The sequence below is a fragment of the Nocardioides sp. Arc9.136 genome (assembly GCF_030506255.1).
Classification (GTDB): Bacteria; Actinomycetota; Actinomycetes; order Propionibacteriales; family Nocardioidaceae; genus Nocardioides.
The window spans coordinates 3,503,687-3,518,539 of record NZ_CP113431.1; the positions used below are offsets into that span (position 1 = coordinate 3,503,687).

Annotated in this window: 11 protein-coding genes; 4 read left to right on the forward strand and 7 right to left on the reverse strand. The window is 73.3% G+C overall.

The genetic code is table 11. The annotated features are described in order from the left end of the window. A complete protein-coding gene (locus tag OSR43_RS16980; RefSeq protein WP_302267899.1) occupies positions 1-1,287 on the reverse strand; it encodes a thymidine phosphorylase in 1,287 nt (428 codons plus the stop codon). A gap of 93 nt (positions 1,288-1,380) precedes the next feature. Further along, the gene (locus OSR43_RS16985) at positions 1,381-1,836 is read right to left on the reverse strand and encodes a cytidine deaminase (protein WP_302267900.1); all 456 of its coding nucleotides are present in this window, start codon (positions 1,834-1,836) and stop codon (positions 1,381-1,383) included. Positions 1,837-2,044: 208 nt separating this feature from the next. Between OSR43_RS16985 and OSR43_RS16990 the strand changes: the two genes are divergently transcribed. The 4 genes from OSR43_RS16990 (at position 2,045) to OSR43_RS17005 (ending at position 7,339) form a co-directional block, all read left to right on the forward strand. Beyond that, entirely contained in the window at positions 2,045-3,127 is a 1,083-nt protein-coding gene (locus tag OSR43_RS16990) for a BMP family protein (RefSeq protein ID WP_302267901.1), read from the forward strand. A 125-nt stretch (positions 3,128-3,252) separates the two neighbouring features. After that, positions 3,253-4,767, forward strand: coding sequence for an ABC transporter ATP-binding protein (locus tag OSR43_RS16995; protein WP_302267902.1), 1,515 nt, complete (start codon positions 3,253-3,255; stop codon positions 4,765-4,767). Then, positions 4,764-6,050: an ABC transporter permease gene (locus OSR43_RS17000; protein WP_302267903.1), complete on the forward strand. Its 1,287-nt coding sequence runs from the start codon at positions 4,764-4,766 to the stop codon at positions 6,048-6,050. The genes OSR43_RS16995 and OSR43_RS17000 overlap by 4 nt, the downstream gene beginning before the upstream one ends. Next, the gene (locus tag OSR43_RS17005; RefSeq protein ID WP_302267904.1) at positions 6,047-7,339 is read left to right on the forward strand and encodes an ABC transporter permease; all 1,293 of its coding nucleotides are present in this window, start codon (positions 6,047-6,049) and stop codon (positions 7,337-7,339) included. The genes OSR43_RS17000 and OSR43_RS17005 overlap by 4 nt, the downstream gene beginning before the upstream one ends. A 43-nt stretch (positions 7,340-7,382) precedes the next feature. Here the strand turns inward: OSR43_RS17005 and OSR43_RS17010 are convergent, their stop codons facing one another. From OSR43_RS17010 to OSR43_RS17030, 5 genes are all read right to left on the reverse strand, one after another. Continuing rightward, positions 7,383-8,573 (reverse strand): amidohydrolase, encoded by a 1,191-nt coding sequence (locus OSR43_RS17010; protein ID WP_302267905.1) that lies wholly within the window; start codon positions 8,571-8,573, stop codon positions 7,383-7,385. Positions 8,574-8,669: 96 nt separating this feature from the next. Further along, entirely contained in the window at positions 8,670-9,746 is a 1,077-nt protein-coding gene (locus OSR43_RS17015) for a ScyD/ScyE family protein (protein WP_302267907.1), read from the reverse strand. A 99-nt stretch (positions 9,747-9,845) separates the two neighbouring features. Next, a complete protein-coding gene (meaB, locus tag OSR43_RS17020) occupies positions 9,846-10,841 on the reverse strand; it encodes a methylmalonyl Co-A mutase-associated GTPase MeaB (RefSeq protein WP_302267908.1) in 996 nt (331 codons plus the stop codon). Further along, positions 10,841-13,003, reverse strand: a complete 2,163-nt coding sequence (gene scpA / locus OSR43_RS17025) for a methylmalonyl-CoA mutase (protein WP_302267909.1) — start codon at positions 13,001-13,003, stop codon at positions 10,841-10,843. The genes meaB and scpA overlap by 1 nt, the downstream gene beginning before the upstream one ends. After that, the gene (locus OSR43_RS17030) at positions 13,000-14,751 is read right to left on the reverse strand and encodes a methylmalonyl-CoA mutase family protein (protein WP_302267911.1); all 1,752 of its coding nucleotides are present in this window, start codon (positions 14,749-14,751) and stop codon (positions 13,000-13,002) included. Before OSR43_RS17030 ends, scpA begins: the two co-directional genes overlap by 4 nt. Between the last annotated feature and the right edge of the window lie 102 nt (positions 14,752-14,853).

Here is a 14,853-nt window from a genome sequence, read left to right on the forward strand (position 1 = left end):
TCAGCCGATGCGGTCGATGATCAGCGGCTGGGGGGTGAAGCCGGTGTCGGCGGGGGCCACGTCGTACCCGCCCTCGAGCGAGGCGAGGGCCCGCTCGAAGCGGTGCTCGTCGTCGCTGAGCAGCGTGAACAGCGGCTCGCCCTCCGTCACGGCGTCCCCGGGGCGGGCATGCCAGACGACGCCGGCACCGGCCTGCACCGGGTCCTCCTTGCGGGCGCGGCCCGCGCCCAGGCGCCAGGCGGCGAGGCCGACCGACATGGCGTCGAGCCGGGTGAGCACGCCGGTCGAGGGCGCGGCGACGACGTGCTTCTCACGGGCGACGGGCAGCGCGGCGTCGGGGTCGCCGTCCTGGGCGCGGACCATCGCCTTCCAGGCGTCCATCGCCGAGCCGTCGGCCAGCTTGTCGGCGGGGTCGACGTCGGTCACGCCGGCGCCGGCGAGCATCTCGCGGGCCAGCGCCAGGGTCAGCTCGACCACGTCGGCGGGGCCGCCGCCGGCGAGCACCTCGACGGACTCCGCGACCTCGATCGCGTTGCCGGCGGTGAAGCCCAGCGGGGTCGCCATGTCGGTCAGCAGCGCGACGGTGCGGACACCGGCGTCCGTGCCGAGCGCGACCATCGTCCGCGCGAGCTCGCGGGCGCGGTCGACGTCCTTCATGAACGCCCCGGAGCCCACCTTGACGTCGAGCACGAGCGCCCCGGTGCCCTCGGCGATCTTCTTGCTCATGATCGAGGAGGCGATCAGCGGGATCGCCTCGACGGTGCCGGTGACGTCGCGCAGCGCGTAGAGCTTCTTGTCCGCCGGGGCCAGGCCCGCGCCGGCGGCGCAGATGACCGCGCCGATGGACTCGAGCTGCGCCATCATCTCCTCGTTCGACAGCGCCGCGCGCCACCCGGGGATCGCCTCGAGCTTGTCCAGCGTGCCGCCGGTGTGGCCCAGGCCGCGGCCGGAGAGCTGCGGGACCGCGACGCCGCACGCGGCGACCAGCGGGGCGAGCGGGAGGGTGATCTTGTCGCCGACGCCGCCGGTGGAGTGCTTGTCGGCGGTCGGGCGCGAGAGCGAGGAGAAGTCCATCCGCTCCCCCGAGGCGATCATCGCGCCGGTCCACCGCGCGATCTCCCGCTGGCTCATGCCGTTGAGGAGGATCGCCATCGCCAGCGACGACATCTGCTCGTCCGCGACCGCGCCGCGGGTGTAGGCGTCGACGACCCAGTCGATCTGGCTGTCGGACAGCTCGTGGCGGTCGCGCTTGGCGGAGATGACCTCGACGGCGTCGTGCTCAGGCATGCCGCGACCCTACGACCGCCCCGGCACCGCTCGGTAACCCGCGCGGTGACCCACCCGGCGACCCACCCCGTGACCCACCCGGCCGGCGACGGGTCAGTGCGTGACCTCGTCGAGGTCCTCGGGCCCGAACGCGTCGGGCAGCACCTCGTCCATCCCCTTCAGCCCCGAGACCGTCCACAGGCGCAGCCGGCGCCCGCCGTGCTCGAAGAGCAGCTGGCGGCAGCGGCCGCACGGCATGATCACCGACTCCTCGCCGTTCACGCACACGAAGTGGGTCAGCCGGCCACCGCCGGTGACGACCAGCTGGGAGACCAGGCCGCACTCCGCGCACAGGGTCACGCCGTACCCGGCGTTCTCCACGTTGCAGCCGGTCACCACGCGCCCGTCGTCGACGAGCGCCGCCGCCCCCACCGGGTAGTGCGAGTACGGCGCGTACGCCCGGCGCATCGCCTCCACGGCGGCGCTGCGGAGCCCTGCCCAGAGGGCGACGTCCTCGCCCTCGGCGAGCTGGCCCTCGAGCTGGCCCGCGAGCTGGTGCTGGTCTGCCATGTGTCCTCCGTGGGTCCTCCGTCTCCGAGGGCCCAGTGGACCACGCACCCCCGCCGGCCGCCGGGAGCGGCCGCCAGGTTCCAACTCGGTAACTGTTCGAACCCTCGCCTTGCGAAGCACCCTCCCCGCCGGGCACCAGCGGTTACGGTGCCGCGTGGCGCCCCCGGACGAGCGGGGGCTGGGACCTGGAGGAAAGACGTTGAACAAGATGAGGAAGTCCGTGATGGGCGGCATCGCCGTGCTCGCGGCATCCACGATGCTGGTGGCCTGCGGCGACGCGCCGGAGGAGAGCAGCAACGGCGGCGGCAGCGAGGCGAGCGACTTCCTCCCCTGCATCGTCTCCGACGCGGGTGGCTTCGACGACAAGTCCTTCAACCAGCTCAGCTACGAGGGCGTCGTCAAGGCGGCTGAGGAGATCGGCGTCGAGCCGAAGGCCGTCGAGTCCAACAGCGAGAACGACTACGGCCCGAACATGGAGAGCCTGGTCGCCGAGGGCTGCGACATCATCGTCTCCGTCGGCTTCGCGCTCTCCGCGGCCACCGTCGAGTCGGCCACCGCGAACCCCGAGCTGCACTACGCGCTCATCGACGACGCGGCGGACAACGACTTCGACGGCACCAAGGACGCCGAGAACATCAAGCCCCTGCTGTACGACACCGCCCAGGCGGCGTTCCTCGCCGGCTACGCGGCCGCGGACTACAGCAAGACCGGCGTCGTCGGGACCTTCGGCGGCCAGCCGTTCCCGACCGTCACCATCTTCATGGACGGCTTCCGCCAGGGCGTGGAGTACTACAACCAGGAGAAGGGCAAGGACGTCAAGGTCGTCGGCTGGGACGGCAAGAACGGCTCCTTCACCGGCGGCTTCGAGGCCAACGAGAAGGCGACCAACACCGCCAAGCAGCTCCTCGACCAGGACGTCGACGTGATCCTCCCGGTCGGCGGCCCAATCTACCAGGGCGCGCTCACCGCGATCGCCGACTCCGGCCGCGACGTCGCGATGGTCGGCGTGGACGCCGACCAGTTCGAGACCGACCCCGCCACCCAGGACGTCATCCTGACCTCGATCCAGAAGGGCATGGACATCTCGGCCTACGAGACGATCATGGCCGCCTCCGAGGACAACTTCGACGCCGAGAACTACGTCGGCACCCTGGAGAACGACGGCGTCAGCCTCGCCCCGTTCCACAACTTCGAGGACAAGGTGTCCGACACCCTGACCGACGAGCTGGAGCAGGTGAAGGCCGGCATCATCGACGGCTCCATCGAGGTCAAGAGCTACCTCAACCAGTGACACCCGCGCAGAGGGAGGTCGACCACGCCGGTCGGCCTCCCTCTGCCGTACCGTGCAGGTGCCGCGACGCCGACCGCGTCGTCCGGCCCTGCCGCCACCCACCCCTGTGCCGCGAGGACTGACCCATGCAACTCGAGCTGCGCGACGTGACGAAGCGCTTCGGCTCCCTGGTCGCCAACGACCGGATATCCCTGACCGTCGCCGGCGGTGAGATCCACTGCCTGCTCGGCGAGAACGGCGCCGGCAAGTCGACGCTGATGAACGTGCTCTACGGCCTCTACCAGGCCGAGGAGGGCGAGATCGTCCTCGACGGCGAGGTCCAGCACTTCGGCGGCCCCGGTGACGCGATCGCCGCCGGCATCGGCATGGTGCACCAGCACTTCATGCTGGTCCCGGTCTTCACGGTGGCCGAGAACGTCATGCTCGGCAACGAGGAGACCGGCTTCGGCGGCTCCCTCGACCTCGACGCCGCCCGCGCCCGCGTGCGCGAGATCTCCGACCGGTTCGGCTTCCACGTCGACCCCGACGCCGTGGTGGGTGACCTGCCCGTCGGCGTGCAGCAGCGCGTCGAGATCATCAAGGTCCTCTCCCGCGACGCCAAGGTCCTCGTGTTCGACGAGCCCACCGCGGTGCTCACCCCGCAGGAGACCGACGAGCTGATGGAGATCATGCGCCAGCTCCGCGCCAGCGGCACGGCGGTCGTCTTCATCACCCACAAGCTCCGCGAGGTCCGCGAGGTCGCCGACCGGATCACCGTCATCCGGCGCGGCCGCGTCGTCGGCGAGGCCGAGCCCACCGCCACGAACCCCGAGCTCGCCGCGATGATGGTCGGCCGCCCGGTGGAGCTGACCGTCCGCAAGGACGAGCCCACCCTCGGCGGCGAGGCACTCGTCGTCCGCGACCTCACCGTCGCCGACGCCACCGGCCTGGTGCACGTGGCCGGCATCAGCTTCGAGGTCCGCGCCGGAGAGGTGCTCGGCGTCGCCGGCGTCCAGGGCAACGGCCAGACCGAGCTCACCGAGGCGCTGCTCGGGCTGCAGGACCACGTGACCGGGTCGATCACCCTCGACGGCCGCGAGCTGCGCGGGCGCACGGTGCGCCAGGTGCTCGACGCCGGCGTCGGGTTCGTGCCCGAGGACCGCCAGGTCGACGGCCTGGTCGGCACCTTCAGCATCGCCGAGAACCTCATGCTCGACCGCAGCTTCGGTGCACCCTTCGTCCGCGGCGGCTCCCTCCAGCTGGGCAAGCTGGAGGAGTTCGCCCGCGAGAAGCTGCAGGAGTACGACGTCCGCGCGCCGGGCATCCACACCGCCGCCGGCAACCTCTCGGGCGGCAACCAGCAGAAGGTGGTCGTCGCGCGCGAGCTCTCCCGCGACCTGCGCCTTCTCGTGGCCGCGCAGCCCACCCGCGGCGTGGACGTCGGCTCGATCGAGTTCATCCACCAGCAGATCATCGCCACCCGCGACTCCGGGGTCCCCGTGCTCGTCGTCTCCACGGAGCTCGACGAGGTCGTCGCGCTGGCCGACCGGATCATGGTCCTCTACCGGGGCCAGGTCGTCGGGATCGTGCCGGCCGACACCCCCCGTGCGGTGCTGGGCCTGATGATGACCGGAGAACGACCCGCAGGAGCCGTCGCATGACCCACCCCGAGGAGCCGTCCACCGGCGCGCACACCCAGGGGATCCCCGCCCCCTCCCCCGCCGCGACCACCGGCGTGGAGACCTCACCCGCGTCGGCCGACGGGGACGGACCGAGCGGCAACAGCCGCTGGTACGACACCGCCCGCGCGATCACGACCGGCAACGCCCTGGTGGCGGTCCTGTCGATCTTCCTCGCCGTCGTCGTGGGGTCGATCCTGATCCTCGTCACCGACGAGGCCGTCCGGGAGACCGCGGGCTACATCGGCTCGCGGCCCAGCGACTTCTTCCAGGCCTCGTGGGACGCGATCTCCGGGGCGTACGGCGCGCTGTTCCGCGGCTCGGTCTACAACTCCCGCGGCGCGGACCTCGCCACGCAGATCCGCCCGCTGACCGAGACCCTGAAGTTCGCCGGCCCGCTGATCGCGGCCGGCCTCGGCGTCGGCCTGGCGTTCCGTGCCGGCCTGTTCAACATCGGTGGCCGCGGGCAGATGCTGCTCGCGGGCGCGGCGGCCGGCTGGGTGGCGATCAACGCCGACCTCCCCGGCATCCTGCACCTGCCGCTCGCGATCCTCGTCGGCATGGCCGCCGGCGCGCTGTGGGCCGGCCTGGCCGGCCTGCTCAAGGCCCGCACCGGCGCGCACGAGGTGATCGTGACGATCATGCTCAACTACGTCGCGTTCTACCTGGTCTTCTACGCGCTCTCGCGCCAGAGCCTGCTGCAGGCGCCGGGGTCGATCAACCCCAAGTCGCTGCCCACGCCGGAGAGCGCCACGATGCCCGCGCTGCTGGGCGACCGGTTCAACCTGCACCTGGGCTTCGTGCTCGCGCTGGTCGCGGTCGCGGTCGTGTGGTGGCTGCTGAGCCGCTCCGCGCTCGGCTTCCGCTTCCGCGCCGTCGGGGTCAACCCCAGCGCCGCCCGGACCGCGGGCATCGACGTCGGCCGCACCTACGTCGTCGCGATGCTCATCGCCGGCGCCCTCGTCGGCCTCGCCGGGGCCAACCAGACCCTCGGCACGACCACCAGCGGCGTGACCACCGACCTCGACGCCGGCATCGGCTTCGACGCCATCACCGTCGCGCTGCTCGGCCGGTCCCACCCGCTCGGCATCCTCGGTGCCGGCCTGCTCTTCGGCGCCTTCAAGGCCGGCGGCTTCTCGATGCAGGCCTCCGAGGGCATCCCCGTCGACATCGTCCTGGTCATCCAGTCCCTCATCGTGCTGTTCATCGCTGCCCCGCCGCTCGTGCGCGCGATGTTCCGCCTGCCCGCCAAGGAGGCCGCGTGAGCACGTCCGCCCCGACCACGACCAACCCGGCGCCGGTCTCCGACGAGCCGCCGGTCATCGCGGTCGTCAGCAAGAAGACCCCGGTCATCCTGGCCGTCGTCACCGTCGCCCTCGCGGCCGCCGTCGCGCTGGGCTCCCAGAGCGGTGACACGACCTTCCGGATCGCCACCCGCAACGACTTCGCCGAGATCCCCGACCTCACCGTCCCGGCGGTGGCGACCGCCTGGGTCGCCGTCGCGCTCCTGGCGCTGTGCACCGCGGAGTCGGTGCGCCGCTACCTGGCCCGCGCCCGCACCCCGCTGTGGCTGGTGGCCGTCTTCGGCGTCATCGCCATGGTGGGGTTCCTGGCCTGGGCCGCCGCCGGTGCGACCCTGCCGGTCGTCGGCCTGCTCGCGGGCGGGCTCGCCCTCGCCGTCCCCCTCGTCTTCGGCGCCCTCGGCGGCGTGCTCGGCGAGCGGGTCGGCGTGGTCAACATCGCGATCGACGGCCAGCTGCTCGCCGGGGCGTTCGCGGCCGCGCTGATCGGCTCGGTCGCCGGCTCCGCGTGGGTCGGCGTGCTCGGCGCGATGGCCGCCGGTGCGCTGGTGGCGCTCATCCTGGGCGTCTTCGCGATCAGCTACTTCGTCGACCAGGTCATCGTCGGCGTCGTGCTCAACGTGCTGATCGTCGGCCTGACCAGCTTCATGTTCTCCCAGGTCCTGGCGCCCAACGCCGCCGACCTCAACGCGCCGCCGCGGCTCGGCCCGGTGACCGTGCCGGTGCTCGGCGACATCCCGGTGATCGGGCCGATCCTGTTCCGCCAGTCGGCGCTGGTCTACCTGCTCTACGTCGCGGTCGCCCTGGTCACCTGGGCGCTCTACCGCACCAAGTGGGGCCTGCGCGTGCGCGCGGTCGGCGAGCACCCCAAGGCCGCGGACACCGTCGGCATCAACGTCATCCGGACCCGCTACCGCACGGTCCTCGTCGCGGGCGCGATCGCCGGCGCGGGCGGTGCGTTCTACACGCTGGTGTCGGTCTCGCAGTTCAACCGCGAGATGACCGGCGGCGCGGGCTACATCGCGCTCGCTGCGGTCATCTTCGGCAAGTGGGACCCCATCCGCGCCACACTCGCGGCGCTGCTCTTCGGGTTCGCCTCCAACCTGCAGGGCGTGCTCTCGGTCATCGGCTCCCCGGTGCCGAGCGAGTTCATGCTGATGCTGCCCTACGTCGTGACGGTCTTCGCCGTCGCCGGCCTGGTCGGGCAGTCCCGGGCACCGGCCGCCTCCGGCGTGCCGTACCGCAAGGGCTGACCGCCCTCCCCCGCAGCACCCCGGCCGCGGGCGTCCCGGCGCCTCAGGCGTCGCGGGCGGCCGCGGCTGCTGCTCCGGCGAGCACCCGGGCGCCGATGGCGATGGCGCGCTCGTCGACCCGCAGGTCGCCCTGGTGCAGGTCGTACGTCGGCCCACCCGGCGTCCGCGTCCCCAGGCGCATCATCGCGCCCGGCACCTGGTCGAGGTACCAGCCGAAGTCCTCGCCACCGAGGCTCTGCGGGGCGGCCACCTGGCCGCCGTCGCCGAGGACGGCGTGCACCGAGCGCGCGAGCAGCCGGTTCGAGACCGGCTCGTTGACGACCGGCGGCACGCCGCGCTGGTAGTCGACCACCGCCGTCACGCCGTACGGCGCCACGAGCTCGTGCACGACCTCACGCACGATCCGCTCGCAGTCGGCCCAGGCGACCGCGTCGAGGATGCGGACCGTGCCCGCGACCACGCCGACGTCGGGGATGACGTTGGGTGCGGCGCCGGCGCGGACCATGCCCCACACGACCGAGACGCCGGCCCGCGGGTCCATCCGGCGGCTGAGCACCGCCGGCAGCTCGGTGGTCACCTTCGCCAGGGCGAAGGTCAGGTCGCCGGTCAGGTGCGGGCGGCTGGTGTGGCCGCCGCGGCCCTCGAGGCGCACCTCCACCCGGTCGGCGGCGCTGGTCAGCGGGCCGAGCCGGAGGCCGACCTGGCCGACGTCGACGCCGGGGTCGCAGTGCAGGGCGAAGATCCGCTCGACGTCGTCGAGGACGCCGAGGCTCATCAGGTGCACGGCCCCGCCGGGCATGACCTCCTCGGCGGGCTGGAACACCAGCCGCACGCGGCCGTCGAGCAGCCCCTCGTCGTGGAGCCGGCCCAGGCCGAGCGCGGCGCCGACCGCGGCGGCGGTGTGCACGTCGTGGCCGCAGGCGTGGGCCACGTCCGGGACGGTGCTGCGCCACGGGTCGTCGGTGACGTCGTGGACCGGGAGGGCGTCCATGTCCGCGCGGATCGCCGCGACCGGGCCCCGCTCCCCCAGGTCGGCGACCAGACCGGACCGCGGCATCCGGGTGACCCGCCAGCCGGCCCTCTCGACCGCCGCGGCGACCAGGTCGCCGGTGCGCTTCTCCTGCCAGGAGAGCTCGGGGTGGGCGTGCAGGTCACGACGCAGGTCGACGAGGTCCGCCTCGTGCTTCTCGACGACCTCGCGGATCAGCTCGTGCACGCGGGGGTCCCTGGTCATCAGACCTCCCAGGTTAGTCCCCTCGTGATGACCGCGCGGGCCCCGGCCACCGGCCGGGACCCGCGCGGGTGGGCAGCGCTGGGGCAGCGCCGCGGGTCAGCGCGGGAAGCGCATCACCTTGCCGTTGGGCGGCGCACCCTCGGCGCCCAGCACGTTGGTCGTCGCCCACAGCCAGCGGCCCTGCAGCTCGAGCGCCGCAGGCATCTTCTGGGTGCGCAGCGGCTGCGGGGTGCTGGTGCCGGCCGGGACCCTGGAGATCCGTCCGGTGAACAGCTCCCCGACGTAGACGTCGCCGTTCCCCGCCACGGCCACGCCGGTCGTGCTGAGGAAGCCGGTCGCGACCGTCGTGACCTCGCCGGTCGCCGGGTCGATGCGGAGCACCGAGCCGTTGGCGCCGAGGCTGCCGTCCTCGGGCCCGCCCGGGAGGCTGGTGACGTAGAGGTCCCCGTCGGGGCCGACCTCGACGTCGGTCGGCACACCCTCGAGCGCGACCGTCTCCCCCACCACGCAGTCGGGCAGCTCCAGCGCGGCGGCGGCCTCGGCCGGGACGGTCACCTCGACCGGAGGCAGGGCGGCCACGGGGGTCACCCGGCCACCGGCGATCCGGAACACCGCGTTCGCGCCGGCGTCGGCGACGTACACCGTGCCCCCGTCGACGGCGGTGGCGTAGGGGTGGGTCTCGACGACGCCGTCGTAGGCCTGGAGGAACGGCGGCACCTCGCAGCCCTCCGGCAGGTCGGTGAAGCCGTAGGTCGTGCCGCCGTCGGGATTGGTCGCGCGCTCCGCGGCGGCGATGTTGCCGATGGTCCGCGCCCTGCCGTTGCGGACCTGGCGGACGATGCCGCCCTCGTTCTCGCCCCAGGAGACGGCATAGGTGACGACGCCGCGGGTGACGTCGACGGCGCCGATCTCACGGCCCTTCCGCGCCTTGGCGACGACGACGGGCTTCTCGCCCTTCCTGACCTTCGTCAGGACGCCGGCGAAGTTCTGGGCGACGTAGGCGGTGCCGTTGGGCTTCACGGCCAGGCTGAGCGGGCTGACCAGCTTGCTGGCCACGACCTGGCCGCCCCCGGCGGGGGCGGCGGCAGGGGCGCCGGCGGCGGTGGCGCCGAGCGCCGGGACGACCAGCGCGAGCGCCGCGGTCGAGACCACGGCGGAGGTGGGACGCAACATGGGGATCCTCCAAGGACGGTGACTGGAGCCACGATCCTGGGCAGCCCCGTGTCCCGGGCGCATGAGTCAGATGTCCCATCTTCGGGGGACCCGTCCGGGTCATTCCCGGGTGGTGCGCCCCTCGTCGTACGCCGCGAGGATCCGGTCGGCCGCCACGGTGGCGGGCAGCTCCCCGGTGAGCACCGCGGCGCGGATCTCGTCGCGCACGGCCCGCACGGCCGGCGAGTGGCGCAGCCGCTGGTCGAGCTCGTCGCGGACCATCGCCCAGGTGAAGTCGAGCTGCTGCTCGGCGCGCTTGCGGGCCAGGCCCTCGGCGCCGAGGTGGTCGCGGTGCGCCAGCACGCGGTCCCACAGGTCGTCGACGCCGACGTCGGTCAGTCCCGAGCAGGTGACGACCGGCGGCGCCCACTCCTCCATGCCACGGACCATCCGCAGCGCGCCGGCGAGGTCGCGGGCGGCCACGCGGGCCTCGCCCTCGCGGTCGCCGTCGGCCTTGTTGACCGCGATGACGTCCGCGATCTCCAGGATGCCCTTCTTGATCCCCTGCAGCTGGTCGCCGGTGCGGGCCAGGGTCAGGAAGAGGAACGTGTCGACCATCCCCGCGACCGTGACCTCGGACTGGCCCACGCCGACCGTCTCCACCAGCACCACGTCGTACGACGCCGCCTCGAGGACCGCCATCGCCTGGACCGTGGCGCGGGCGACGCCGCCGAGGGTGCCCGCGCTGGGCGAGGGCCGGATGAACGCGTGCGCGTCGGAGGCGAGCCGGCCCATCCGGGTCTTGTCGCCGAGCACCGACCCTCCGGTGCGCACCGAGGACGGGTCGACCGCCAGCACGCCGACCCGGTGCCCGGCCGCGGTCAGCCGGGTCCCCAGCGACTCGATGAACGTCGACTTCCCGACGCCGGGCACCCCGGAGATCCCGACCCGGACGACGTCGCGGCCCCCGGAGTCCTCGGCCAGCTCGGTCAGCAGCTCGCGGGCCAGCGCCCGGTGCTGGGGACGCGAGGACTCCACCAGCGTGATCGCCTGGGAGACCGCGGCCCGCCTGCCGGACCGGATCCCCTCGACGAGCGTGGGAACGTCCGGCGGCATCAGTGACCGAGCTGCTCGCGCAACCGGGCCAGCAGGTCGAGCGCGGACTCGGCGATGACGGTGCCGGGCAGGAACACCGCGGCCGCCCCCATCTCGGTCAGCGTCGGCACGTCGTCGGGCGGGATCACGCCGCCGATCACCACCATGATGTCCGGCCTCCCCTGCTCGGCGAGCGCGTCGCGCAGCGCCGGCAGGAGCGTGAGGTGGCCCGCGGCGAGCGAGCTGACCCCGACGATGTGGACGTCGGCGTCGACCGCCTGCTGCGCGACCTCCTCGGGCGTGGAGAACAGCGGCCCCACGTCGACGTCGAAGCCCATGTCGGCGAAGGCCGAGACGATGACCTTCTGGCCGCGGTCGTGGCCGTCCTGGCCCATCTTGGCCACCAGGATGCGCGGGCGGCGCCCCTCGGCCTCCTCGAACTCCGCCGTCGCGTCGAGGACCTGCTGAACCAGGGTCCCGTCGCCCTCACCTGCGGTGTCGCGGTACACGCCGGAGATCGTACGGATCACGGCCTGGTGCCGGCCGTAGACCTTCTCCAGGGCGTCGGAGATCTCACCGACGGTCGCCTTGGCGCGAGCCGCGTCCACGGCCAGGGCGAGCAGGTTGCCGTCGAGGCCCCGGCCGGCGCCGCGCTCGGCGCTGCCGGTGAGCGCCTCGAGCGCGCGTCGCACGTCGTCGTCGTTCCGCTCGGCCCGCAGCCGCTCGAGCTTGGCGACCTGCTGGCGGTAGACGTCGTCGTTGTCGACCTTGAGCACGTCGAGCTTGTCCTCGGCGGCGAGCCGGTAGGTGTTGACGCCGATGACCTTCTGCGCGCCGGAGTCGATCCGCGCCTGGGTGCGGGCGGCGGCCTCCTCGATGCGCATCTTCGGGATGCCCTGCTCGATGGCCTTGGCCATGCCACCGGCCCGCTCGGCCTCCTGGATGTGGGCCCACGCGCGCTCGGCGATGTCGTGGGTCAGCCGCTCGACGTAGTAGGAGCCGGCCCAGGGGTCGATGGTGCCGGTGGTGCCGCTCTCCTGCTGCAGGAGCAGCTGGGTGTTGCGCGCGATGCGGGCCGAGAAGTCGGTCGGCAGCGCGATCGCCTCGTCCAGCGCGTTGGTGTGCAGCGACTGGGTGTGGCCCTGGGTCGCGGCCATCGCCTCGATCGCGGTGCGCTGGACGTTGTTGAAGACGTCCTGGGCGGTCAGCGACCAGCCGGAGGTCTGGGAGTGCGTGCGCAGGCTCAGCGACTTGGGGTTCTGCGGGTCGAACTGGCGCACCAGGCGCGCCCAGAGCGCGCGGGCGGCGCGCATCTTGGCGACCTCCATGTAGAAGTTCATGCCGATCGCCCAGAAGAAGCTCAGGCGGGGCGCGAACGTGTCGATGGTCAGCCCGCTCTCCAGGCCGGCGCGGATGTACTCCACGCCGTCGGCCAGGGTGTAGGCGAGCTCGAGGTCGGCGGTCGCCCCGGCCTCCTGCATGTGGTAGCCGGAGATCGAGATCGAGTTGAACCGCGGCATCCGCTGGCTGGTGAAGGCGAAGATGTCGGAGATGATCCGCATCGACGGCGCCGGCGGGTAGATGTAGGTGTTGCGGACCATGAACTCCTTGAGGATGTCGTTCTGGATCGTCCCCGCGAGCTGCTCCGGCTGCACCCCCTGCTCCTCGGCCGCCGCGATGTAGAGGGCGAGCACCGGCAGGACGGCGCCGTTCATGGTCATCGACACCGACATCTCGTCGAGCGGGATGCCGTCGAAGAGGGTCCGGGTGTCGTAGATCGAGTCGATCGCCACGCCGGCCATGCCGACGTCGCCGCGCACCCGCGGGTGGTCGGAGTCGTAGCCGCGGTGGGTCGCGAGGTCGAAGGCGACCGAGAGGCCCTTCTGGCCGGCCGCGAGGTTGCGGCGGTAGAAGGCGTTGGACTCCTCGGCGGTGGAGAAGCCGGCGTACTGCCGGATGGTCCACGGCTGGGTGGTGTACATCGTCGGGTAGGGCCCGCGCAGGAACGGGCTCAGGCCCGGCAGCGTGTCCAGCGCGTCCAGGCCGGCGACGTCCTCGCGGGTGTACATCGGCAGGATGTCGATGCCCTCGGGCGAGGTCCACGCCTCGGCCGCGGCCGGGGACGACGGCGCGCCCGCGCCCCCGTCCAGCGGCAGGCCGGCGAAGCTCTTCGGGACCGTCATGACAGGTGCTCCCTCGTGCGGGTCAGGAACGCGAGGGCGTCGACGCCCATCGCGCAGGAGTCGTCGACGCCGTCGCGCGGCTTGCCGGCGACGACGACGTGGCCCGCGCCGGCCTCGCGCAGGGCGGGTACGAGCGCGTCGGCCCACTCGTCGTACGCCGCGTCGGAGCCGGCCAGGCAGACGACCGGGCTGCGGTCACCGCGGATGTACGCCGCGACCACCTCCTCGACGCCGGCCGTGGGGCCGGCGACCTCGACGGCGATGCCGCCGGCGGCCAGCAGGTTCGTCGCGAACGTCGCGCGCGCGGTGTGCGCCGCGACCGTGCCCATCGTCGCCAGGAAGACCGGGCGGGCGGCGGGGGCGTCGCGGAGCTCCTCGAAGGCCGCGCCGTAGCGGCGCACCGCGTCGGCGGCCGGGTCCGGCGTGCGCGCGGGCAGCTGCTCGGCGAGGTTCGGGAACTCCGTGAGCCCGGTGATCGGGCGCTTGCGCGTCGCGACCTCGCGCTCGCGGCGGGCGACGGTCTCGGCCACGGCGTCGTCGAGGGACTCCCCCGACTCGAGCCGGCCCAGCACGTCCCAGCCCGCGACGGCCAGGTCGTCGGTCAGCTTCTCGACCGCGTAGGCGCCACCGGCGGGGTCGGCGACCTTGGCGACGTGCGCCTCGTCGACCAGGAGGTGGGAGGTGTTGCGCGCGATCCGGCGCCCGAAGGTGTCGGGGCGGCCCAGGGGGCTGTCGAACGGCAGCACGGTGACGGCGTCCGCCCCGCCGACGCCCGCGGAGAACGCGGCCACGGTGGTGCGCAGCATGTTCACGTAGGGGTCGTACTTGCTCATCATCGGGCGGCTGGTGACCACGTGCTGGCGCTGCTCGGCCGGGGCGGCCTCGCTCAGCTCGAGCACGCGGGCCCACAGCCGGCGCGCGGCGCGGAGCTTGGCGATGGTCGGGAACTGCTCGTCGGTCGCGGCGTACCGGAACTCCAGCAGGCCGGCGGCCTCGTCGAGCCCGATGCCGGCGCCGGTGAGCACGCGCAGGACGCGGGCGGCGACCCACATCGAGTAGCCGAGCTCCTGGGCGTCCGAGGCGCCGAGGTCGTGGGCGACGGTCGCGTCGACGACCACGCCGAGGACGCCACGGTCCAGGGCGAGCCGGGCGACCGCGACGAGGACGTCCTCGTCGGCCCGGCCGTCCGCGCCGAGGTTCGTGCCGTCGGCCGGGGTGGTGCCACCGAGGTGGGCGAGGAACGCCTCCGCCACGGCGACCGGCGCGGTGGGCGCGTCGAGGACCACCGGGGCCAGGTCGAGCAGGACGCCCGCGAGCAGCGCGGGCAGGTCGGTGCCGGCGTCGGCGGTCACCCACAGCGACGCCACCCCGCCGTCGAGGTCGACGAGCGCCTCCTCGTTGGCCTGCTTCGCCGGCACCCCGGTCCCGCCGAGGTGCGCCCGCACGTCCCAGGGCCCGACGCGGGTCGGGCGGCCCGCGGTCCGCAGCCCCTCCAGCAGCGCCGGCGTGCCGAGGGGCGTGACCTCGATGCCGTCCAGGGTGGTGCGGGTGAGCTTGGCCCACACCGCGTCGTCGGGGTCCTCGTCCTTGAGCCGGCGGGACTTGCGCAGCACCGCGGCGGCGGCCTGCTCCCAGTCCTGGACCGTCCAGCGGTCCTCGTCACCGGCCAGGTCGAGCGTGCCCTGCTCCGGCTCCAGCTCGGCCGGCTCGTCGAGGCCGCCCTCCACCGCGCCTTGGGGTTGCGTCATGGTGCGAACGATAAGGACGTGGCGTGACGGTGACCACCGAGTGTGACGTTTTCGACGGGTCCCGCTGGCCGGATGGACGCTCCCGCTCCCGCCGCGACGACA

Coding starts and splice junctions, on each gene's coding strand:
- OSR43_RS17000 (WP_302267903.1), top strand. CDS start 4,764: ATGACCCACCCCGAGGAGCCGTCCACCGGCGCGCACACCCAGGGGATC.
- OSR43_RS17010 (WP_302267905.1), bottom strand. CDS start 8,573: ATGACCAGGGACCCCCGCGTGCACGAGCTGATCCGCGAGGTCGTCGAG.
- OSR43_RS16990 (WP_302267901.1), top strand. CDS start 2,045: ATGAGGAAGTCCGTGATGGGCGGCATCGCCGTGCTCGCGGCATCCACG.
- OSR43_RS16985 (WP_302267900.1), bottom strand. CDS start 1,836: ATGGCAGACCAGCACCAGCTCGCGGGCCAGCTCGAGGGCCAGCTCGCC.
- OSR43_RS17015 (WP_302267907.1), bottom strand. CDS start 9,746: ATGTTGCGTCCCACCTCCGCCGTGGTCTCGACCGCGGCGCTCGCGCTG.
- OSR43_RS16995 (WP_302267902.1), top strand. CDS start 3,253: ATGCAACTCGAGCTGCGCGACGTGACGAAGCGCTTCGGCTCCCTGGTC.
- scpA (WP_302267909.1), bottom strand. CDS start 13,003: ATGACGGTCCCGAAGAGCTTCGCCGGCCTGCCGCTGGACGGGGGCGCG.
- OSR43_RS17030 (WP_302267911.1), bottom strand. CDS start 14,751: ATGACGCAACCCCAAGGCGCGGTGGAGGGCGGCCTCGACGAGCCGGCC.
- OSR43_RS16980 (WP_302267899.1), bottom strand. CDS start 1,287: ATGCCTGAGCACGACGCCGTCGAGGTCATCTCCGCCAAGCGCGACCGC.
- meaB (WP_302267908.1), bottom strand. CDS start 10,841: ATGCCGCCGGACGTTCCCACGCTCGTCGAGGGGATCCGGTCCGGCAGG.